Genomic DNA, 21179 nt, shown 5'->3' on the forward strand with positions numbered 1-21179 from the left:
GGCAATCTTATGGCTACTCCCGTGACTCCCCCTGCCCCCGTGCCCTCCGACTCCTCCGGCGGGGAGCGCATCGACGAGGTCGACGTCTCCGCAGAGATGCAGGGTTCGTTCCTCGAATACGCCTACTCCGTCATCTACTCGCGGGCCCTCCCCGACGCCCGTGACGGCCTCAAGCCCGTGCAGCGGCGCATCCTCTACCAGATGGCCGAAATGGGCCTGCGCCCCGACCGCGGCCACGTGAAGTCGGCGCGCGTCGTCGGCGAGGTGATGGGCAAACTGCACCCGCACGGCGACGCCTCGATCTACGACGCCATGGTGCGGCTCACCCAGGACTTCATCCTGCGCGTGCCCCTGATCGACGGCCACGGCAACTTCGGTTCGCTCGACGACGGCCCCGCCGCTCCGCGCTACACCGAGGCACGCCTGCACGCCACGGCTCTCGCCATGACGGAGAACCTCGACGAAGACGTCGTCAACTTCATCCCCAACTACGACAACCAGCTGACGCAGCCCGAGGTCCTCCCTGCGGCGTTCCCGAACCTGCTGGTGAACGGCGCGAGCGGCATCGCGGTCGGTATGGCCACGAACATGGCCCCGCACAACCTCATCGAGGTCATCGGCGCCGCCCGCCACCTCCTGCACAATCCCCGGGCGACCCTCGAAGACCTCATGGAGTTCGTGCCGGGTCCCGACCTCCCCACCGGCGGCACCATCAGCGGCCTCGCCGGCATCAAGGACGCCTACGCCACCGGCCGCGGCGCCTTCAAGACCCGCGCCAAGGTCACGACGGAAAGCATCTCGGCCCGCAAGACCGGTCTCGTCGTCACCGAGCTTCCCTACATGGTCGGCGCCGAAAAGGTGATCGAGAAGATCAAGGACGGCGTCACCTCCAAGAAACTCAGCGGCATCTCCGACGTCACCGATCTCACCGACCGCCGGCACGGCCTGCGGCTCGTCATCGGCATCAAGACCGGCTTCAGCCCTGACGCCGTGCTCGAGCAGCTGTACCGCTACACGCCGCTCGAAGACTCGTTCAACATCAACAACGTCGCGCTCGTCAACGGCGGCCCGCAGACCCTCGGCCTGCGCGACCTGCTCCAGGTCTACGTCGACCACCGCCTCGACGTCGTGACGCGCCGCAGCCGTTACCGCCTCGCCCGCCGTCTCGAACGACTGCACCTCGTCGAGGGCCTCCTCATCGCGATCCTCGACATCGACGAGGTCATCCAGGTCATCCGCCAGAGCGACGACTCCGAGGCCGCCCGCGCCCGCCTGCGCACCGTCTTCGACCTGAGCGAGCTGCAGGCCGAGTACATCCTCGAACTGCGCCTGCGCCGCCTCACCAAGTTCAGCCGCATCGAGCTCGAGAAGGAGCAGGAACAGTTGCGCGCCGAGATCGCGGAGCTCGAAGAGCTGCTGACGAGCCCGGCCAAGCTGCGCCAGCTGGTCTCCGACGAGCTCGAGGAGATCTCCGACCGGTTCGGCACCCCGCGCCGCACCCTGCTCACCGAGGCGCGGCCGTCGGTCGCGACATCCGCCTCGTCTCGTAAGAACGCGCCGGTCCTCGAGATCGCCGACACGGCGTGCCGCGTCTACCTCTCCACCACCGGTCGTGCCATCCGCGTCGATATCCCGGTGCCCGCCGAGGGCGAGACCGAGGGCGGGGCGGATGCTGCGGCTCCCGTCGCCCGCCGGCGCACCAAGCACGATGCCATCGCGTCGTCGGTGGTGACCACCAGCCGGTCGGAGATCGGCGCGGTCACCAACCTCGGCCGCCTCATCCGCTTCACCGCGGTCGACCTGCCGAACGTGCCCTCCAACTCAATCCAGCTCGGCGCGGGAGCCCGCATCTCCGACTACCTCGCGCTGACCAATAAGAAGGAGCGAGTTCTCGCGTTCGTCTCTCTCGATTCGGAGGAGACGATCGTCGTCGGCACGAAGCAGGGCGTCGTCAAGCGCGTCGCGACCGGCGCGTACCCGAACAAGCCCGACTTCGAGGTCATCTCGCTCAAGGCCGGCGACGAGGTCGTGGGGGTGTCGCAGGGCACCGACGCGGCGGAGCTCGTCTTCGTCACCTCCGACGCTCAGCTGCTGCACTTCTCGGCGGCGGTCGTGCGTCCGCAGGGTGCCGCCGCCGGCGGTGTCGCGGGCATCAACCTCGGAGCGAAGGCCAGCGCGATCTTCTTCGGTGTAGTCGACCCGGCGCAGGAGATCGTCGTCGCGACCGTCTCCAGCTCGACCGACGCGCTGCCCGGGGTCGACCCCGGCCGCGCCAAGGTGTCGCTGCTCGGCGAGTTCCCCGGCAAGGGGCGCGCGACCGGCGGTGTGCGGGCGCACTCGTTCCTCAAGGGCGAAGACGTGCTCGCGCTGGCCTGGGCCGGTCCCGCACCGTCTCTCGCCGTCGGCCCCGACGGGTCGGTCCGCCAGCTGCCGGAGGCCGGCGCCAAGCGCGACGCCTCGGGCGCGCCGCTCGACGCGGTGGTCGGATCGATCGGTACGTCGCTCTAGGACGCCCGTAGGGCTATTCGGCGGTGTACGCATCGACCCGCAACCGCAGCCCCGCGCGCGCGATCAACGCGGCGTCGAGCGGTTCGAGGTCGAAGACGAAGCCGTGCTCACGAGCGGTGAGCGAGATCGACAGGCTGCTGTACAGCACGCCCTCGAAGGGCACGTAGGCCATGCGCTCGAGCACCGGGCGGATCATGGCGAGGTGTGGTTCGAGCAGCGTCGTGTCGCCCTCCACCCCGGAATCGAGATGCCACTGCGAGATCTCGCGCGCGGGCCCCGCCGGGTCGAACTCGTGCACGGGCTCGCCGATGCCCGACCAGCGCGTCGCGTGCGCCCCCGTGAACTCGTCGAGCTCCTCGAGGGTGCGGGTGGCCGTGGCGATGTTGATGCTGACGCGGAAGATACTCACTCCCCCATGATGCAGCACCGCCGGCTACACGGGCGGATCAGACGTCGATACGGTCGCGGTCGAGACCCTCGCCCGCGATGATGAACTCTTTGCGTGGCGCGACATCGTTGCCCATCAGCAGTTCGAAGACCTTCGACGCGTTCTCGGCGGCCTCGGCGTCGACGACCGTGACGCGGCGGAGCGTGCGGTAGCGGCGGTCCATCGTGGTCTCCGACAGCTGGTCGGCGTCCATCTCTCCGAGGCCCTTGTAGCGCTGGATCGGGTCCTGGTACTTCTTGCCCGAACGCTTGAGGCCGGCGAGCACGCCCTCGAGTTCCTTCTCGGAGTAGGTGTAGATGGTCTCGTTCGGCTTCGACCCCGGATTGATCACCACCACGCGGTGCAGCGGCGGCACGGCGGCGTAGATGCGGCCCTCGTCGATCATCGGGCGCATGTAGCGGAAGAAGAGCGTGAGCAGCAGTGTGCGGATGTGCGCACCGTCGACGTCGGCGTCGCTCATGATGATGATCTTGCCGTAGCGGGCCTGCGTGATATCGAAGCTACGGCCGGAACCGGCACCGATCACCTGGATGATCGACGCGCACTCGGCGTTGGACAGCATGTCGGAAACCGAGGCCTTCTGCACGTTCAGGATCTTGCCCCGAATCGGCAGGAGCGCCTGGTACTCGCTGTCACGGGCGAGCTTCGCGGTACCGAGGGCGGAGTCACCCTCGACGATCATCAGTTCGCTGTTCGCCACGTCGCTGGATCGGCAGTCCACGAGCTTCGCGGGCAGCGAACTCGACTCGAGCGCGTTCTTGCGGCGCTGCGTCTCTTTGTGGGCGCGGGCGGAGATGCGCGACTTCATCTCGGCCACGATCTTGTCGAGCACGAGCGCGGTCTGCGCCTTTCCGTCGCGCTTCGACGACGAGAACCGTTCGGCCATGGCCTTGGCCACGACGTTCGCGACGATGTTGCGCACGCCGGGGGTGCCGAGGATCTCTTTGGTCTGGCCCTCGAACTGCGGCTCGGGCAGGCGCACCGTCAGCACGGCGGTGAGGCCGGCGAGGATGTCGTCCTTGTCGAGCTTGTCGTTGCCGACCTTGAGGCGTCGGGCGTTGAGTTCGACCTGGGAGCGCAGGAATTTCATCAGCCCGGCTTCGAATCCGGCCTGGTGTGTGCCGCCCTTGGGCGTGGCGATGATGTTGACGAAGCTGCGGAAGACGGTCTCGTAGCCGGTGCCCCAGCGCAGCGCGATGTCGACCTCGACGTCGCGGGTCAGCTCGGTGGGCATCATGGCACCGGTGGGCTGCAGCACGGGCACCGTCTCGACGAAGGTCCCCGCCCCCTGCAGCCGCCAGGTGTCGGTGAGGGGCGCGTCGGCCGCGAGGAAGTCGACGAACTCGGAGATACCGCCGTCGAAGCGGAAGGTCTCGGTGGTGGGCGTCTCGCCGCGTTCGTCGGTGATATCGATCGCGAGTCCGGGGACGAGGAACGCGGTCTGGCGCGCACGGCCCGTGAGCTCGTCCGTCTGGAAGGCGGCGCCGCGGGTGAAGATCTGCGGGTCGGCCCAGTAACGTACCCGGGTCCCGGTGACGCCCTTCTTGACCTTGCCGACGACGCGTAGTTCGCTGCCGGACACGAACGGGGTGAACGGCGAGTCGGGGCTCGGTCCGTCGGTATCGGCGAAGTTACCGGGCTCGCCGCGGTGGAACGACATGGCGTAGGTCTTGCCGTCGCGGTCGACCTCGACGTCGAGGCGGGCGGAGAGCGCGTTGACGACGGAGGCCCCGACGCCGTGGAGTCCGCCGGATGCCGCGTAGGAACCGGAACCGAACTTGCCACCCGCGTGCAGCTTGGTGAAGACGACCTCCACGCCGCTGAGCCCGGTCTTGGGCTCGATGTCCACGGGCACGCCGCGGGCACGGTCGCGCACCTCGACGCTGTCGTCGGAGTGCAGGATGACGCTGATCTCGCTGCCGTGGCCGCCGAGCGCCTCGTCGACGGAGTTGTCGATGATCTCCCAGAGGCAGTGCATCAGACCGCGGGAGTCGGTGGAACCGATGTACATACCGGGGCGCTTGCGGACGGCCTCGAGACCCTCGAGCACGGAGAGATGTCTCGCCGAGTAATCCGAACTCGCCACGGGCACTCCTTCAATCGGGAACAAACTGGCCAGTGGCCGTCGTTAACCCTACTGAATCAGAGGCCGGCGACACGTTCCGACACCCGAACCGGCCGGCAACCTGCCAAAGCGATACGCGTTCAGCGAAATACCCGGCAAATGTCGCACCGTCGTAACAACGGCGTGCTTGGATAGCTAGACGTAATCAGTTGTGACCACGCCCGAAGGAGCACTCCATGTCTCAGATCTCCACCGAGAACACCGCCCCCGAGCGTGAGTCTGTCTACACGCTCACCGCTCTCGACCGCTGCGACAGCTGCGGCGCCCAGGCCTACGTGCGTGTGACCATGCAGAGCGGCGAGCTGCTCTTCTGCGCTCACCACGGTGCCGAGTTCAAGGAGAAGCTGTCCGCGACGGCTCTCCACTGGCACGACGAGTCCGACCGCCTCGTTGACGCTTCGCGCAACTAGCGGCATCAGTACTGTCAACGGCAGTACGGCCGGGGCCCGTCGCACGGCGACGATCGATCTGGCCGCACTCACCCGCAACATCACACTTCTCACCGACGCCCTCGGAATCGACGATCCTCTCGTCGACCTGAGGGCGTCGGCGTATGGTCACGGCCTCGTGCCCGTCGCGCGGGCGGCGGTCGCGGCCGGAGTCGTCGCCCTGCGCGTGTCGTTGCTCGACGACGCGCTCGAACTCCGCTCCGCCGGCATCGGCTGCGACATCCTCAGCCCTGAAGCCGCCGAGGGAATCACATTGCTCGCCGACACGCCAGAGGCTCAGGATGCCGCGGCGGCACGCGATCTCGGAGCGGGTGTCTACGGCCTGGCCTCGCTCGGCGGCGTCCCGACCCACGCGGTCATGACACTGAGCGCGGAGGTCATCGCGGTCAAGCACGTCACGGCCGGCACCGGTGTCTCGTACGGGTACACCTACCGTGCGGCATCCGACACCGCCGTCGCCCTCGTGTCGATGGGGTACGCCGACGGACTCCCCCGCCTGGGCTCGAACACCGCGGTCGCGTCGCTCGGCGGCGGGATCCACCCCGTGGTGGGCCGCATCGCCATGGACCAGCTCGTGCTCGATATCGGCGCGACCCCGGCCGAGCCGGGCGACAGCGCCGTCCTCTTCGGCGACGGGTCGCTCGGCCTGCCCACCGCGCTCGACTGGGCGCTGGCCACCCGGCGCTCCCCCCTCGCCCTCACCGCCGGCTTCGGCCGCAGAATCACCCGGGTGCACACCGATGACTGAGCTGCCGAACGGCGCCGCCGCCGTGATCGACCTCGCCGCGTTCCGCCGCAACGTCGAATCGCTCGTCGCGACCGCCGCGCCCTCCGAGGTCATGCTCGCCGTCAAGGCCAACGCCTACGGGCACGGCATGCTGCCGATCTCGCTCGCCGCCCTCGAGGCCGGCGCCACGTCGCTCGGCGTGCTCGAGGTGGGCGCGGGACTCGAACTCCGCGAGGCCGGCATCACGGTGCCGCTCTTCGCCTGGCTGCACGGCACGGGCACCGACTTCCGCGCGGCGGCCGAGAACCGGATCGACCTCGGAGTCTCCGCCGTCTGGCAGCTCGAGGCCATCGCCGAGAGCGGTGCCAGTGTGCCCGCCCGCGTGCACCTCAAGATCGACACCGGCCTCAGCCGCAACGGCGCGAGTGCCGAGGACTGGCCCGAGCTGGTCGAGACCGCCCTGCACCTCGAGTCGCAGGGGTTCCTCGAGGTCTACGGCGCGTGGTCGCATCTCGCCGACGCGTCCGTCGCGGACGACGAGATCGCCCTCGCCAAGTTCGTCGTCGCCGTCGAGGTGGCGACGTCGCTCGGCGCGAGATTCAGCACGTTGCACTTGGCCGCGAGCTCGGCGGGGATCCGCATGCCGGAGGCCCGCTTCGACTTCGTGCGCTTCGGCATTGCCGCGTTCGGCATCTCGCCCTTCGACGACGTCGACGCGCAGGGACTCGGGCTCGAGGCGCCGATGGCGCTCACGGCGCCAGTGCTCTCGCTGCACGGGCTGCCAGCGGGACCGTTCCACCTCGGCGACGTCGCCGTCGACCTGGACGAGCCGGCGACACTCGCCCTCGTCGCCGTCGGCTACGGCGACGGCGTGCAGTCCCCCGCGATCGGCCGCGCCGAGGTGTTGCTCGGCGGGGAACGCCGACGCATCGTGGCACTGGGCGTCGACCGCATGCTCGTGGACGCCGACGACCTGGAGGTCGCTGTCGGCGACCGCGCCGTGGTCTTCGGCAGCGCCGAGCGCGGCGAACCGACCGCGGAAGAGTGGGCCGCCCACGCCGACAGTATCGGCGACGAGATCGTCGCCAGCATCACGCCGCGCGTGCCGCGGGTGTACGTGGGTTGAGCCTCAGGCGGGTTGAGCCTGTTTCGACGGGCTCGATCCAGTCAGAGGCCGAGGCGCTTCGCGATCGCGGCGCGCGCGTTCGACGCGGCGAGATCGACGCTCGCGGCACGCTCGTCGGCCGCCAGGGTCGGGTCGAGTCCGCGCAGCGTGAGCGCCGCGGCCAGAAGCCGGTCCGCCCACTCCGGGTTCATCGGCAGGAACGGGCCGTGCAGATTGGTTGCGATGCTGGCACCGTCGACGACCCCGTCGACCTCAGGCCCGTCGGATGACGCGGCTCCCGCATTTCCAAAGCCGGCGACGACCGTCCCGAGCGGGATTGCACCCGGCTCGAGTGTCGTGACGGCCCCGTGGTTCTCGAACCCGGCCACGCGCCCGTTCTCGGTGGAGAGCACGATCTCGCCCACGGCCCGCTTGGCCACGAGAACGCTCGCCGACGGGAACAGTCCGGCCCCCGGCATCCGCTCGCCGTTCTCGTCTGTCACGGTCGAGCCGAGCAACTGCCAGCCGCCGGCGATGGCGAGCACGGGAACACCCTGTGCCTTCCACTCGCGCAGCCGCGGGGCGATCGACGCGAGGTCGGCCACGACGGCGAGCTGGGCGGTCCGCGGCCCGGAGCCGATGTGGATGAGGTCCACGCTCTCGGGCAGGGTGTCGCCGACGTTGTGGTCGACGACGGTCACGTCGATGCCGCGCCAGCCGGCACGGGTCGCGAGGGCGAGCACATTGCCCGAGTCGCCGTTGATGCCGAGCTGCCGCGGGTAGAGCGACAGGATGGTGAGCGAGCGCGTCACGGTGCGTTCTCCAACTCGAGGAAGCCCAAGAGCTTGCGGATGAGCATCATCTGCTCGTAGTTGACGATCATGGTCTTGGTGCCGCGCCCGGGCTTGGGCAGCGCGAGGAAGGCCTCGAGCGCCGGCTTCAGTTCGGGAACCACTCGGCCGACGGCGATCTCGCCGTAGCCGAAGCGTGTGGCGAGCTGCCAGGCCTTCGTGCCCGAGACGATGTCGACGTGGTCGATGTGGCTGAAGTCGGTGTCGTACATCCACGACGGGTCGGGCGTGCCCTCGTCGACGGCGACGAACAGCTGCTCGGGCGCCTCCTCGAGGTAGTCGAGGTTGAGCTGCAGGCTCGGCGGGTTCTTCATCATGATGACTTCGATGTCTTCGCCGTTGTAGCTGAGCACCTCGCCACGTCCGTAGACGGTGTCGAGGGAGAGCATGGCGGATGCCACGAGCTCGGGCCGGAACGACTCCCCGAGGAGGCGCTCGGCCATCGCGGCCGCGCCCGCCACGTCGACCGCGTAGTGCAGGCCGCGCGCGGGCAGGCGCACGTCGACGTTCGCACCGGCGACGGTGAGCGACGCGTCGATGCCCGAGAGGCGCTCGACGACGACCGAGGGCACAGGGGCCGCGGCATCCGTGGGGCTCGTGCCGAGCGCGGAGTAGACCTCGGCGTTGGCGAGACCGTTGGGCGAGCCGCTGAGCAGCGCGGGATCGACGCCGAAGTAGCTGACCTCGGCCGCACCCGTGAGCGCCGCCGCCACGGCGACGAGGTTGTCGTCGTTCGCGTTGACCACGACGTGGGCGTCGGCGGCTCCCGCGATCGTGGCGAGCATCTTCACGACGCGGTCGGGCTCGAAGAAGCGGTTGAGCTGGTCGATCTGCACATTCAGCAGCAGCACGCTCGACGGACGCAGCACCTTCGCGAGGTTGACGCCGTAGGCCTCGTCGACCTCGAGCACGGCGATCTGCTCGCGCAGCCGGCCGTCGAGGGGAACGCTCGCGAGCAGCGCCGACGCGATGCCCTGCGGGAGATTGCCGCCCGAGGGGTTGCTGAAGACGTCGACGCCGTGGGCACGGAGGATGCCGACGAGCATGTTCGTCGTGGTCGACTTGCCGTTCGACCCGGAGACGAACACGACGCCGAGCGGCATGCGTTCGACGGCGCGCTCGAGCGCGTTCGGGGAGACCGTGAGCAGCACCCGTCCGGGTACCGCCGATCCCCCGCCACGCAGTCGGGTCGCCCAGCGGGCAGCCCTGCCGAGCAGGATCCCGGCAGCGGTTCTCACCGGTTTACTCGAGGTAGTCGCGCAGAGACTGCGACCGGCTCGGGTGACGCAGCTTGGCCATGGTCTTCGACTCGATCTGGCGGATGCGCTCACGCGTCACACCGAAGGTGTCGCCGATCTGGTCGAGGGTCTTGGGCATTCCGTCGCCCAGACCGAAGCGCATGCGGATCACGCCGGCCTCGCGCTCGGAGAGGGAGTCGAGAAGGCTCTCCAGCTGCTTCTGCAGCATGGTGAAGCCCACAGCGTCGGCGGGGACGACGGCCTCGGTGTCCTCGATGAGGTCACCGAACTCGCTGTCGCCGTCTTCACCGAGCGGCGTGTGCAGGGAGATCGGCTCGCGACCGTACTTCTGCACCTCGATGACCTTCTCGGGGGTCATGTCGAGTTCGCGGCTGAGCTCTTCGGGCGTGGGTTCGCGACCGAGGTCCTGCAGCATCTGGCGCTGCACGCGGGCGAGCTTGTTGATGACCTCGACCATGTGCACCGGGATCCGGATGGTGCGCGCCTGGTCGGCCATGGCACGGGTGATCGCCTGGCGGATCCACCAGGTGGCGTAGGTGGAGAACTTGAAGCCCTTGGTGTAGTCGAACTTCTCGACGGCACGGATGAGGCCCAGGTTTCCCTCCTGGATGAGGTCGAGGAACTGCATGCCGCGGCCGGTGTAGCGCTTGGCGAGCGATACCACGAGGCGCAGGTTGGCACCCAGCAGGTGGCTCTTGGCGCGTGCACCGTCCTTCGAGACCCAGATCAGTTCGCGGCCGAGCTGCGACTTCTTCTCGGCGTCGCTCATCTGCGAGAGCTTGTCTTCGGCGAACAGACCGGCCTCGATACGCATGGCGAGCTCGACCTCTTCGGCCGCGTTCAGCAGGGCGACCTTACCGATCTGCTTCAGGTAGTCCTTGACCGGGTCGGCGGTGGCGCCGGTGATCGCGGACGAATAGACGGGGATGTCGTCTTCCTCGTCGGCGATCGAGATCACGAGGGCGCCCGTGGGCAGGGCCTCGTCCTTACCGGTGGACTTCGGCTCGGTGTCGGCCTCGTCCTCGGTTTCCTCGGTGTCCGCGTCCTTGACGTCTTCGGTGTCGGGGACGACCACGGCTACGACGTCGTCATCGTCGTCGTCGCCGTCGATGGGCTCGGTCGGCTCGTCGCCGTCGGGGTCGATCGCCTTGGGGGCGCGCTTCGTCGTGGTCTTCGCGGCAGCCGGCTTCTTAGCGGCCGGTGCCTTCTTCGCTGCGGGGGCCTTCTTGGCCGGGGCCTTCTTCACGGGAGCAGAATCGTCCTTGACCTGCTCGACGTCGACGGCCTCTGCAACGGCCGCGGTCTTGGTTTGGGTTGCCATTAGAACACCTTTCAGGGTTTTCGGGCAGTACTAAGACCCATGTCAAGTCCTTCTTCACAGCACGACGAAGTCGACGTGTGAACTAACGGAACCTGAACGGGTCTTAGTTCAATTATTGCACGAGTTGGCGGTGGAAACCGCCACGGCTATTGACAAGCGAGTCCGGACGGGCAAGCCCGTCAGCCGTTGGCGCGTCTCCTGCGCCATCCACGTACTAATGCAACCCAGAGGGGGGCCACTTGTATTCCCTCGTCCTGGTGCATCCGGCGTCGTGTCCGGCGGCGCGCGAGCAGCAGGAACACGACTCCGAGGCCCACGACGGGGAACTGGACGAGGAACGCGATGCGGAACGAATCGAGCGCGTACAACTCGGCGGGGACACCGCTGCCGCCGTGCGACCGGTCGATGGCGTCGAGCACGACACCGATGAGGAACACCATCACGAAGCTGGCGAGGAAGCCGCCGACGTTGACCACGCCGCTGGCCGACCCGAGGCTGCGGGCGGGATTGAAGGTGCGGGCGAAATCGAACCCGATGAGCGAGCCGGGCCCGCCGACCGCGACGACGACCACGAGCAGGACGACGAGCCAGAACGGAGGCTGGCCCGGCCAGAACAGCACGGCCGCCCACGCGACGCCCATCGACACCACGATGCCGAGGACGAGATTGCTGCGACGGTACGGATGACGCGCCGACAGTATCCCGAGGATGGGACCGGCGATCACGGCCGTGACCACGATCAGGGTCAGGAGGAGTGACGCCGTCGACGGGCCGTAGCCGAGGCCGACGGAGAGGAACGGGAAGCCCCAGAGCAGGGTGAAGACGGTGCCGGGCGACTGGGTCACGAAGTGCGACCAGAAACCGAGCTGCGTGCCCGGCCGGGCGAGGCTCTCGCGCAGCTGGTGGAGCGCCGCGGGCCAGCCGGTGGGCCGGTCGATCTGGGCCGTGCCCTCCGGCGCGTTGGAGACGACGACCAGGACGAGCACGAGGGCGACGACCGAGAGGGCGGCGGCGCTGAGGTACGCGGGCTCCCAGCCGAAGTTGTGGAGCACGATCGAGAGCGGGATCGCCGAAAGCACCTGGCCGAGGGCGCCGATCGTGCCGGTGGCCTGCGAGAGAAGAGGGAGTGTGCGGCCGCTGAACCAGGACGCGACCAGCCGCGAGACGGAGATAAAGGTCATGGCATCGCCGGCACCGACGAGGATGCGCCCGACGACCGCGACCCCGATGCCCGGGGCGAGGGCGAGCGTCGTCTGCCCCGCGATCATCAACACGGCGCCCGCAACGATGAGGATGCGCGGGCCGTGACGGTCGAGCACGACCCCGACCGGGATCTGCAGACCCGCGTAGACGACGAGCTGCACCACGGTGAGGCTGGAGAGCGCGGCCGCCTGCACGTCGAAGCGCTCGGTGGCATCGACGCCGGCGATGCCGAGCGACGTGCGCTGCATCACGGCGACGAGGTACGCGAAAACGGCGACCGAGAATACGATCCAAGAGCGCCGAGAATTCACGGTTTCAGCGTACCCGGGCGGGAGGGTGGTTCCGGACTGCGCCGCCGGTCACCGACAGTGACTACGGCTACGGCTACGGCTACGGCTACGGCTACGGCTACGGACGAAGGTCGTCGTCGCCGCTGCGGCGCAGGGCGAGGAAGTTCTCCAGTTCGGCGGCGATGTCGTCGGCGCTGGGCAGTTCGCCGTCGACGTCGGTCAGCGGGGAGCGCAGCGGGTTGTCGATCATGTAGCTGTCGTGACGCTCTTCGAGCGTGCCGACGAGCTTCGCGAGCTCCTGGTTGCTCTCGACCTGGCCGTCGATCTTCGCGATGAACTCGCGGCCGTCTTCGCGCAACTGGTCGGTCGGGAAGATCAGCCCGGTCGCGGCGCTGACGCTCTCGAGGGCGGTGACGGCGGCGACGGGGAACTCGGTGTCGGCGAGGTAGTGCGGGATTAGGAGGACGAATCCGGCGATCGGGTGGCCCAGCTCCTGCAGCCGGTACTCGACGAGGTGCAGAGCGTTGGCGGGCACCTGGGTCTGCGGCTTCCAGATCGACATCGAGTCGATCAGCTCGGAGCGGTTGCCGCTCACGGTGACGCCGATCGACCGGGTGTGCGGCACGGGCATCGGGATGGCGTGCACCCACGTCGTGGTCTTGACCCGGTACAGCTCGATGAGCCCGAGCACGGCGGCGGTGAAACGCTCCCACTGGAAGTCGGGCTCGTAGCCGGTGAGCAGGAGGAAGGGCTGGCCCACCTCGTCGGTCGCCAGATAGAGCTTCAGCGTCGCGGGGCGGTAGTCGCTCAGGTGGTCGTGGTCGAAGTAGATCAACGGCCGGCGGGCACGGTAGTCGAGCAGCGCGTCGCTGTCGAAAGTCGCGATCTCGCGGTAGTCGAGCGTGTCGAGCAGATACTCGCTCAACTGGGTCACGGCCGAACCGGCGTCGGCGAACCCGGTGAGTCCCGCGACAAGGTGGAGCCCCTCCGGGACGTCAATGACGTCGGAGGTGAGGTCGTAGAGGCCAGCCGGATCTCGCATAGTCCAACTCTAACCGCGGGCTCCCCGCGAGGCTCGGTGCTGCGCGCGGCGCGCGTGATGCTCACAGCGAACAGGCCCGAGAGGCATCGGTACGATGAAGCAATGACTGTTGCGGCGCTCAGCGTCTCCCCCGAACCCATCCTCTCCATCGATGCCGACGTCCTCGTGATCGGTGTCGCGTCCTCCGACGACGGCCCCGTCCTGCTGACGGACGTCGCGGAGATCCTCGAGCTCGCCCCGTCACTCGCCGGTATCGGCGTGAGCGGCGGCGCCGACGAACTCGTCCGACTTCCCTTCGCGGGAGCTGCGGCCGGCAGCCTCGCGCTGATCGGCGTGGGCAGCAAGAACGTCACCGCCGATTCGCTGCGGAGCGCGAGCGGTTCCGCCGCCCGCCAGTTGCGCGGCATCTCGTCGGTAGTCATCGCACTCCCCGCCGCCGACGACACGCAACTGCTCGCCGTGCTCGAGGGCGCGGCGATCGGCGCCTACGGCTACACCGACTACCGCTCGAGCACGCTCGAGTCGACCAAACTGACCGCGTCCACCATCGTCGTCGCGAGCACCCTCGACGCCGGCGCTCTCGTCGAGCGTGCCACCGTCGTCGCCGGAGCCGTACACACCGTGCGCGACCTCGTGCACCAGCCGCCGTCCGACCTCTACCCGGCCACCCTCGCCGACGCGGCCGTGGCGCTCGCCGCACACACCGACATCGAGGTCACCGTCTTCGACGAGGCCGCGCTCGAGGAGGGCGGCTTCGGCGGCATCCTCGGCGTCGGCAAGGGCTCCTCACGCGGGCCCCGCCTCGTCAAACTGGCCTACTCCCCCGCCGGTGCCGCGAAGCATCTCGCGCTCGTGGGCAAGGGCATCACGTTCGACTCGGGCGGGCTCTCGCTCAAGCCCGCGGCATCCATGGTCACTATGAAGACGGACATGACCGGAGCTGCCACCGTGATGTCGGTCGTCATCGCCGCCGCGGAGCTCGCTCTTCCCGTGCGCCTGACCGCGTGGATGTGCATCGCCGAGAACATGCCGTCGGGCACCGCCGCCCGTCCCGACGACGTCTTCCGCATCCGTGGCGGCAAGACCGTCGAGAACCTCAACACCGACGCCGAAGGCCGCCTGGTTCTCGCCGACGGACTCGTCGCGGCGAGCGAGGAGAACCCCGACGCGATCGTCGACGTCGCGACGCTCACCGGCGCGCAGATGGTCGCGCTCGGCAACCGCTACGCCGGCGTTCTCGGCGAGGACGCGCTCGTCGGCCGGGTCGTCGCACTCGGCACCGAGGTCGGCGAGACCCTGTGGCCGATGCCGATCCCCGCGGAGGCCCGTCCGCTACTCAACTCGGACATCGCCGACATCGCCAACGTCAAGCCCGGAAACACGGCCGGCGGAATGTTGATCGCCGCCGCGTTCCTCCGCGAGTTCGTCGGCACGACCGGCGAGGGCGACGACAAGCGCCAGATTCCGTGGGCGCACCTCGACATCGCCGGCCCGTCCTGGAACGGCGGCGGAGGCTACGGCTACACGCCCAAGGGTCCGACCGGAATAACTGTGCGAACGCTGATCGCGCTGGCCGAGGAGTTTTCCCGCGCGTAGTACAGTCAATGGGGCGGGTTAAGCCCGCCCCATTCGGCCGGGGCATACGAGCCACCGGTCGACTCCACTACCCGAAACACCAAGGGAGTTGCGTAAGTGTCGGAACAGAATTTTGACCTTGTGATCCTGGGCGGCGGAAGTGGCGGCTACGCGGCCGCGCTTCGCGCAAGTCAGCTCGGAATGACCGTAGGACTCATCGAGAAGAACAAGCTCGGCGGCACCTGCCTCCACGTGGGCTGCATCCCGACGAAGGCGCTCCTGCACTCGGCAGAGGTCGCGGACGTCACCCGCGAGTCCGCCAAGTACGGCGTCACCGCGACCTTCGGCGGCATCGACATCTCGGCCGTCACCGCGTACCGCCAGGGCATCGTCGCCAGCAAGTACAAGGGACTGCAGGGTCTGATCAAGGCCCGCGGCATCACCGTCATCGAGGGCTCGGGCCGTCTGGTCTCCCCGCACTCCGTGCAGGTCGGCGACGACGTGATCACCGGCAAGAACGTGATCCTCGCCACCGGTTCCTACTCCCGCTCGCTTCCCGGCCTCGAAATCGGCGGCCGCGTCATCACCTCCGAGCAGGCGCTCGAGCTCGACTTCATCCCGAAGAAGGTAGCCGTGCTCGGCGGCGGTGTCATCGGCGTCGAGTTCTCCAGCGTCTGGAAGTCGTGGGGTGCCGACGTGCACATCATCGAGGCGCTCCCCCACCTCGTTCCCAACGAAGACGAGTCCGTCTCCAAGCAGTTCGAGCGCGCGTTCCGCAAGCGCGGCATCGGCTTCACGCTCGGCGTCCGCTTCCAGAGCGTCACGCAGAACGAGAGCGGCGTCGTCGTCACGCTCGAGAACGGCGAGACGATCGAGGCCGACCTGCTGCTCGTCGCCGTCGGCCGTGGTCCGTCGACCGCGGGCCTCGGCTTCGAAGAGGCCGGCGTCACCGTCGACCGCGGCTTCGTCATCACCAACGAGCGCCTCGAGACGAGCGTGCCCGGCGTCTACGCCGTCGGCGACATCGTCCCCGGCCTGCAGCTCGCGCACCGCGGTTTCCAGCAGGGCATCTTCGTCGCCGAAGAGCTCGCCGGCCTCAACCCGATCGTCGTCGACGACCTCAACATCCCGAAGGTCACCTACAGCGACCCCGAGGTCGCGTCCGTCGGACTCTCCGAGGCCAAGGCCGCCGAAAAGTACGGCGCCGACAAGATCTCCTCGTACGACTACAACCTCGCCGGCAACGGCAAGAGCCACATCATCGGCACCGCCGGCTCGATCAAGGTCGTCCGTGTCAACGAGGGCCCGGTCGTCGGCGTCCACATGATCGGCGCCCGCGTCGGCGAGCTCATCGGCGAAGCGCAGCTCGCCGTGAACTGGGAGGCATACCCCGAGGACATCGCTCCTCTGGTCCACGCGCACCCGACCCAGAACGAGGCGCTCGGAGAAGCGTTCCTCGCCCTGGCCGGAAAGCCGTTGCACGCAATCTAAGAAAATTTCGACCTGTGCCAATCCGGTACGGGGCAGAACTAAGCTGGCTAGAACAAGATTTTGGTTACTAAGGAGCATCACTGATGAGCGAATCCGTCAACCTCCCGGCACTCGGCGAGAGTGTGACCGAGGGCACGGTGACCCGCTGGTTGAAAAACGTGGGTGACCGTGTAGAGGTCGACGAGCCATTGCTCGAAGTGTCGACCGACAAGGTCGACACCGAGATCCCGTCCCCGATTGCGGGCGTGATCGAGGCAATTCTCGTAGCAGAGGACGAGACGGTCGAGGTCGGCACGGCACTCGTGACGATCGGTGCCGGCGAATCCGCACCGGCCGACGAGGCACCTGCCGCCGAGGCACCCGCCGCCGAGGCACCGGCCGAAGCGCCCGCCGAGGAAGTACCGTCGACGGATGCTCCGGCTCCCGGCGAGTCCGAGGCACCCGCCGAGGCTCCCGAGCCCGCACCGGTCGACCCCGCGCCCGCCGTGCAGGAAGAGGCACCGGCCGCTCCCGCGCCCGAGCCGGTCGCAGCCCCCGCTGCAGCGGAGCCCGCCGCGGCGCCCGCTCCGGCCGCGGCAGCCCCCGCGCCCGAGCCCGTCGCAGCCCCGGCTGCGGCAGCTCCCGCTCCGGCCGCAGCACCGGCACCCGCCGCAGAGCCCGCAGCGGCCCTGTCGGCCAACGCCGGCTACGTGACCCCGATCGTGCGCAAGCTCGCCAACGACCGCGGAATCGACCTCGCGTCGCTCACCGGCACGGGCATCGGCGGACGCATCCGCAAGCAGGACGTGCTGGCGGCCACCCCCGCGGCGGCCCCGGCAGCAGCGGCATCCGCCCCCGCCGCTCTCGAGACCTCGCCGCTGCGTGGAACCACGGTTCCGATGTCGCGACTGCGCAAGGTCATCGCCGAACGCGCGGTCATCTCGATGCAGGCGTCGGCCCAGCTCACCTCGGTGATCGAGGTCGACGTGACCAAGGTCGCCGCGTTCCGCGACAAGGTCAAGGGCGAGTTCGCCGAGAAGGCCGGCGTCAAGCTGTCCTTCCTCCCGTTCTTCGCTCTCGCCGCCGCCGAGGCCCTCAAGGCCTACCCGATCGTCAACGCGACGATCGACGGCGACTCGATCGTCTACCCGGCACACGAGAACATCTCGATCGCCGTCGACACCGAGCGCGGACTGCTCACGCCCGTCGTGAAGGACGCGTCGTCGCTCGACCTGGCCGGCATCGCCAACCAGATCGCGGACCTCGCCGCCCGCACCCGCGACAACAAGCTCAAGCCCGACGAGCTCGCCGGCGGAACGTTCACGCTGACCAACACCGGTTCGCGTGGCGCGCTGTTCGACACCCCGATCGTGTTCCTCCCGCAGAGCGCCATCCTCGGAACCGGCGTCGTCGCCAAGCGTGCGGTCGTCGTCACCAACGACGGCACGGACTCGATCGCGATCCGCTCGATGGTCTACCTGGCACTGTCCTACGACCACCGCATCGTCGACGGCGCGGACGCAGCCCGCTTCCTCGTCGCGGTGAAGAACCGCCTCGAGGGCGGCGACTTCGCCAGCGTTCTGGGTATCTAGTTCTGGACACACCCATTCGGCCGTCTTAGGGCGGCAGATACGCACGGATCCGCCAACCGGCCTCGCCCCTCATCACGAGGGTCGAGGCCGGTGTGGTTTCCGGACCGTTCCCGAGGCCGACGAGCGCCGAGTCGCCGAGGCGCTCGACCAGAGTCAGCGTGCCGACGGGGACGGACGCCCCGGGCGGACGCTCACCGCCGGCGCGGATCGACTCGACCAGGGCCGTGTCGGCGGCCATCGCCGCGGATCCCGGTTGCAGCACCCCTTCCAGGCAGGCGAGCGAGAGTTCGCGCAGACACTGCTCCCGTTCGTCGAGGAGCACTGCGACGGCCGCGACCGGGTCGTCGGGTGCGCTGCCGTCGTCGGGTGCGCTGCCGTCCTCGGGTGCGCTGCCGTCGAGGGGGCCGTCCACGTCGGGCACCTCGCTGGCGTCCGACGGCGGACTGGCGACCGGCGACGGTGCGCCGGTCGTGGAGCCCGCGACCACCGCACCCTGCGAGCCCTCCGACGACTGGGGCACGACGGCGAGGGCGACGACGAGGCTCAGCGCGACGCCGCCCGCGGTGAGCCAGAACCGCGGGCGGATGTTCCGCAGCTGCCCGAGGAACGCGGTGAGCGCGGTCGGCCCGCGACGTGCTGCGCGCGGCTCCCGCCGCGGTCGTGCTCTGGGCGGTCTCGTCGCGGGCAGGGGTGGCGGAGTACGCGGCGCGACCTCCCAGCGCGGCCCCCGGGCGGCGACCGCGGCGTCCTGACCCGTGTCCGCGGGATCCGGCGCCTCGAGATGCGCGCCCGAGCGACGCAGCATCCGCACGGGCTCCGGCTCGGCGAGCTCGAAGATGCGGTCGGCCAGCGAAGCGCTTTCGGTCGTGGGCGCGAGGACGCCCGAGGCGAGCGACTCGGCCAGCACGGCGGCGGCGGGTGCGGCGACCCGGGCGAGCACCGCGGCAGCCAGCTCGCCGAACGCCTCCCGGTCGCGCGCGGCCGCCGCGTTGGCCGACCGGGCCGCCCGAGACTCCCCCGGCGCGAACACCGCGGCGTGGCCGAGACCGACGAGCACCGGGGCGCCGGTCTCCCGGAAGGCGACCGACGGCACGCGGAGTCCTCCGTGGGCGACCCCCGAGCGGTGCAGAGTGTCGAGCGCGTCGGCGATCGGCGCGAGGATCGTGACCGCTTCGCCCCCGGTGAGCGTCGACCGCTCGCGGAGCAGCCGGGCCAACCCGCCGCCGGCGAGACGTTCCAGGACGAGGCACTGCTGGCCGCGCGACGTCGTGGCCAGGTCGCGCACCGCGACCACGTGCGGGTGGGACGCGCGACTGAGGGCTTCGAGCTCGGTCGAGATGTCGTCGTCGGCGACGTCGGCCCGGAAGACTTTGACCGCCGCGGTGGCGGGAGCCGCGGCATCCGGACTCGACTGGGCGACGCCCAAATAGATCTCTGCGCGAGAGCCCGCGCCGATCAGCCGCACCAGACGGTACCCGCCCACGCTGTCGCCGGGCGAGAACCCCGTGTCGCCCGCGTGGGCGGACGGCGGGGCGAGCGGAGGCCGGGCGATCGACATCTCCCGATCATCGCTGCAGCGGCGATTTCCCGGGGCGGAAGTCCGCAATCTGCGTGCTGATCGCTGGAAGCGGAACTGTGGAGGACCCGGCGCGGATTCGCGGCCGCAAACTGCCCGTATCCTAGTAACCATGGCACGCACCAAGAAGGACCCGAACAAGGAACCCGGCCGCATCAAGCAGATGTGGTCCGTACTGCAGATGACCCGGCGCTACGACTCGCTCGCGGTCTGGTACCTGACTCTCGCCTTCCTGCTGCCCGTGCTGCTCGGCGTCGCGCTGGCGTTCATCTTCTCCAACCCGGGCGAGCAGATCATCGGGTTCATCCTCTTCATCGTCGCCGGTGTACTCGGCGGGCTCCTCGCCTTCCTGATCGTGCTCGGACGCCGCGCCGAGAAGGCTGCCTACTCGCAGATCGCGGGCCAGCCCGGAGCCGTCGGCGCCGTGCTGAAGAGCTCGCTGCGCCGTGGCTGGGCCGCGAGCGAGATGCCCGTCGCCGTGAGCCCGAAGACGCAGGACGCCGTCTACCGTGCCGTCGGCAAGGGCGGCATCGTCCTCATCGGCGAGGGCCCGCGCAGCCGTACGCAGCGCATGCTGGACGACGAGCGCCGCTCCGTCGTGCGCATGCTGCCGAACGTGCCGGTCAACTTCCTCTACGTCGGACCCGACGCCGACTCGGTGCCGCTGCACAAGCTCTCCGGTCGCCTGAACAAGTTCAAGACCGCGCTGCGCAAGCAGGAGATCCTCGCCGTCAGCAACCGCCTCAACTCGCTCGGCAAGAACCAGCTGCCGATCCCCAAGGGCGTCGACCCGTTCAAGGTGCGCTCTAGCCGACCGCGCTGACCCGTTCCGCACGAATGCCCCGCGTCCTCTGGGACCGGGGCATTTCCGCGTCTGCGGGCGGTGAGTCTGGGGCAGTTCGTCCGCGTGCTGCTCGCCGCGGGGCGTCGCCGCGCCACCCCGCCCCCGCGCGCGATCGGAAACTCAGGAAGAGTGACCTTGGGCCGGCCGCGCTCCCCCGGATCTCCGCGGGCGGTGCGCCGCGGCATCCACGTTCTTCCTGAATTTCCGAATTCGCGGGTCGGCGTTCGGGGCGATGGATGGCGCGGCCGCGGTCGCCGCAGAGAGCGCGAGGCGCTCAGCGGCGCACCAGCACCGTGCCCACGAGGCGGTCGTGCAGGCCGCGGTGGTCGCGGTCCCAGATGACTGCGGGGATGAACAGGCAGAGCAGCACGGTGCGGGCCGCGGGCTTGAAGACGCCCACCCAGGCCGGGTTGAGCGGCACGACGCGCATGCCGAAGACGAGATGGCCGACGCTGCCGCCCAGGGTTGCTATGAAAATGATCTGTAAAACGGCGAAGATTCCCAGCGTCGCGAAACTGTTCGACTCGAGGATCCGGTCGGCGAGGTCGCCGTGCGTGGTCGGGAAGAAGCCGACGGAGATCGCCGAGGCGAGCACCCAGTCGAGCACGATGGCCAGCAAACGCCTGCCTCCGCGGGCGATCGAGCGCGGCCCGCGCTCGGGAAGTCCGAGTCGTTGACCCGGCCAATCGGCTGAAGCGGGGGTCGCGGAAGGCATTCGCTAATCCTAAACCGGAACATTCTCGTAACATGCCGGAAACATTTGCGTCACCACGGCGAAACTCCCTACGCATAAC

Annotated in this window: 17 protein-coding genes; 8 read left to right on the plus strand and 9 right to left on the minus strand. The window is 69.1% G+C overall.

From position 1 onward, the window contains the following. Positions 1-9 precede the first annotated feature (9 nt). Positions 10-2508 carry a DNA gyrase/topoisomerase IV subunit A gene (locus tag HD599_RS08005; RefSeq protein WP_184235700.1) on the plus strand — a complete coding sequence of 833 codons (2499 nt, stop codon included), beginning with the start codon at positions 10-12 and terminating at the stop codon, positions 2506-2508. A 13-nt stretch (positions 2509-2521) separates the two neighbouring features. On the opposite strand, the gene HD599_RS08010 is transcribed toward HD599_RS08005, so the two are convergent. Beyond that, on the minus strand, positions 2522-2917 hold the full coding sequence (locus HD599_RS08010) for a hypothetical protein (protein ID WP_184235703.1): 396 nt from the start codon (positions 2915-2917) through the stop codon (positions 2522-2524). A 37-nt stretch (positions 2918-2954) separates the two neighbouring features. After that, positions 2955-5042: a DNA gyrase subunit B gene (locus HD599_RS08015; RefSeq protein WP_184235706.1), complete on the minus strand. Its 2088-nt coding sequence runs from the start codon at positions 5040-5042 to the stop codon at positions 2955-2957. A gap of 215 nt (positions 5043-5257) precedes the next feature. On the opposite strand from HD599_RS08015, the gene HD599_RS08020 reads away from it, so the two are divergent. Genes HD599_RS08020 through alr form a run of 3 tightly spaced genes read left to right on the plus strand, consistent with a single transcriptional unit; the run spans position 5258 to position 7383 of the window. Continuing rightward, on the plus strand, positions 5258-5491 hold the full coding sequence (locus tag HD599_RS08020; protein WP_184235709.1) for a DUF7455 domain-containing protein: 234 nt from the start codon (positions 5258-5260) through the stop codon (positions 5489-5491). Then, positions 5472-6278, plus strand: coding sequence for an alanine racemase C-terminal domain-containing protein (locus HD599_RS08025; RefSeq protein ID WP_184235712.1), 807 nt, complete (start codon positions 5472-5474; stop codon positions 6276-6278). The genes HD599_RS08020 and HD599_RS08025 overlap by 20 nt, the downstream gene beginning before the upstream one ends. Continuing rightward, positions 6271-7383, plus strand: a complete 1113-nt coding sequence (gene alr / locus HD599_RS08030) for an alanine racemase (RefSeq protein WP_184235715.1) — start codon at positions 6271-6273, stop codon at positions 7381-7383. Before HD599_RS08025 ends, alr begins: the two co-directional genes overlap by 8 nt. Before the next feature lie 41 nt (positions 7384-7424). On the opposite strand, the gene HD599_RS08035 is transcribed toward alr, so the two are convergent. From HD599_RS08035 to HD599_RS08055, 5 genes are all read right to left on the minus strand, one after another. Beyond that, positions 7425-8174, minus strand: coding sequence for a cobyric acid synthase (locus tag HD599_RS08035; RefSeq protein ID WP_184235718.1), 750 nt, complete (start codon positions 8172-8174; stop codon positions 7425-7427). Further along, positions 8171-9451 (minus strand): MurT ligase domain-containing protein, encoded by a 1281-nt coding sequence (locus HD599_RS08040; RefSeq protein WP_184235721.1) that lies wholly within the window; start codon positions 9449-9451, stop codon positions 8171-8173. Before HD599_RS08040 ends, HD599_RS08035 begins: the two co-directional genes overlap by 4 nt. A gap of 4 nt (positions 9452-9455) precedes the next feature. Further along, positions 9456-10793 (minus strand): RNA polymerase sigma factor, encoded by a 1338-nt coding sequence (locus HD599_RS08045; protein ID WP_246376126.1) that lies wholly within the window; start codon positions 10791-10793, stop codon positions 9456-9458. Positions 10794-10972: 179 nt separating this feature from the next. After that, positions 10973-12307, minus strand: a complete 1335-nt coding sequence (locus HD599_RS08050; RefSeq protein WP_184235725.1) for an MFS transporter — start codon at positions 12305-12307, stop codon at positions 10973-10975. Positions 12308-12404: 97 nt separating this feature from the next. Beyond that, positions 12405-13328, minus strand: coding sequence for a proteasome assembly chaperone family protein (locus HD599_RS08055; protein WP_184235728.1), 924 nt, complete (start codon positions 13326-13328; stop codon positions 12405-12407). A 102-nt stretch (positions 13329-13430) separates the two neighbouring features. Between HD599_RS08055 and HD599_RS08060 the strand changes: the two genes are divergently transcribed. The 3 genes from HD599_RS08060 to sucB all read left to right on the plus strand — a co-directional run bounded on the left by HD599_RS08060 (position 13431) and on the right by sucB (position 17965). Continuing rightward, on the plus strand, positions 13431-14924 hold the full coding sequence (locus HD599_RS08060) for a leucyl aminopeptidase (RefSeq protein WP_184235731.1): 1494 nt from the start codon (positions 13431-13433) through the stop codon (positions 14922-14924). A 96-nt stretch (positions 14925-15020) separates the two neighbouring features. After that, on the plus strand, positions 15021-16394 hold the full coding sequence (gene lpdA, locus HD599_RS08065) for a dihydrolipoyl dehydrogenase (RefSeq protein WP_184235734.1): 1374 nt from the start codon (positions 15021-15023) through the stop codon (positions 16392-16394). Between the two features lie 83 nt (positions 16395-16477). After that, the gene (gene sucB, locus HD599_RS08070) at positions 16478-17965 is read left to right on the plus strand and encodes a 2-oxoglutarate dehydrogenase, E2 component, dihydrolipoamide succinyltransferase (protein ID WP_184235737.1); all 1488 of its coding nucleotides are present in this window, start codon (positions 16478-16480) and stop codon (positions 17963-17965) included. A 25-nt stretch (positions 17966-17990) separates the two neighbouring features. Here the strand turns inward: sucB and HD599_RS08075 are convergent, their stop codons facing one another. Further along, positions 17991-19523 carry a protein kinase domain-containing protein gene (locus HD599_RS08075; protein WP_184235740.1) on the minus strand — a complete coding sequence of 511 codons (1533 nt, stop codon included), beginning with the start codon at positions 19521-19523 and terminating at the stop codon, positions 17991-17993. Between the two features lie 130 nt (positions 19524-19653). Between HD599_RS08075 and HD599_RS08080 the strand changes: the two genes are divergently transcribed. After that, complete coding sequence (locus tag HD599_RS08080) at positions 19654-20364, plus strand: DUF4191 domain-containing protein (protein ID WP_184235743.1); 711 nt, start codon at positions 19654-19656, stop codon at positions 20362-20364. 295 nt (positions 20365-20659) lie between these two features. Here the strand turns inward: HD599_RS08080 and HD599_RS08085 are convergent, their stop codons facing one another. Further along, complete coding sequence (locus tag HD599_RS08085) at positions 20660-21100, minus strand: RDD family protein (protein ID WP_184235746.1); 441 nt, start codon at positions 21098-21100, stop codon at positions 20660-20662. Between the last annotated feature and the right edge of the window lie 79 nt (positions 21101-21179).

Origin of the sequence: Conyzicola lurida (assembly GCF_014204935.1) — a bacterium.
Lineage (GTDB): Bacteria > Actinomycetota > Actinomycetes > Actinomycetales > Microbacteriaceae > Conyzicola > Conyzicola lurida.

What these genes read in the sequence shown, in the direction of transcription:
- sucB (WP_184235737.1), top strand. Translation starts at nt 16,478, where the DNA reads ATGAGCGAATCCGTCAACCTCCCGGCACTCGGCGAGAGTGTGACCGAG.
- HD599_RS08075 (WP_184235740.1), bottom strand. Translation starts at nt 19,523, where the DNA reads ATGTCGATCGCCCGGCCTCCGCTCGCCCCGCCGTCCGCCCACGCGGGC.
- alr (WP_184235715.1), top strand. Translation starts at nt 6,271, where the DNA reads ATGACTGAGCTGCCGAACGGCGCCGCCGCCGTGATCGACCTCGCCGCG.
- HD599_RS08020 (WP_184235709.1), top strand. Translation starts at nt 5,258, where the DNA reads ATGTCTCAGATCTCCACCGAGAACACCGCCCCCGAGCGTGAGTCTGTC.
- HD599_RS08005 (WP_184235700.1), top strand. Translation starts at nt 10, where the DNA reads ATGGCTACTCCCGTGACTCCCCCTGCCCCCGTGCCCTCCGACTCCTCC.
- HD599_RS08060 (WP_184235731.1), top strand. Translation starts at nt 13,431, where the DNA reads ATGACTGTTGCGGCGCTCAGCGTCTCCCCCGAACCCATCCTCTCCATC.
- HD599_RS08080 (WP_184235743.1), top strand. Translation starts at nt 19,654, where the DNA reads ATGGCACGCACCAAGAAGGACCCGAACAAGGAACCCGGCCGCATCAAG.
- HD599_RS08055 (WP_184235728.1), bottom strand. Translation starts at nt 13,328, where the DNA reads ATGCGAGATCCGGCTGGCCTCTACGACCTCACCTCCGACGTCATTGAC.
- HD599_RS08045 (WP_246376126.1), bottom strand. Translation starts at nt 10,793, where the DNA reads ATGGCAACCCAAACCAAGACCGCGGCCGTTGCAGAGGCCGTCGACGTC.
- HD599_RS08085 (WP_184235746.1), bottom strand. Translation starts at nt 21,100, where the DNA reads ATGCCTTCCGCGACCCCCGCTTCAGCCGATTGGCCGGGTCAACGACTC.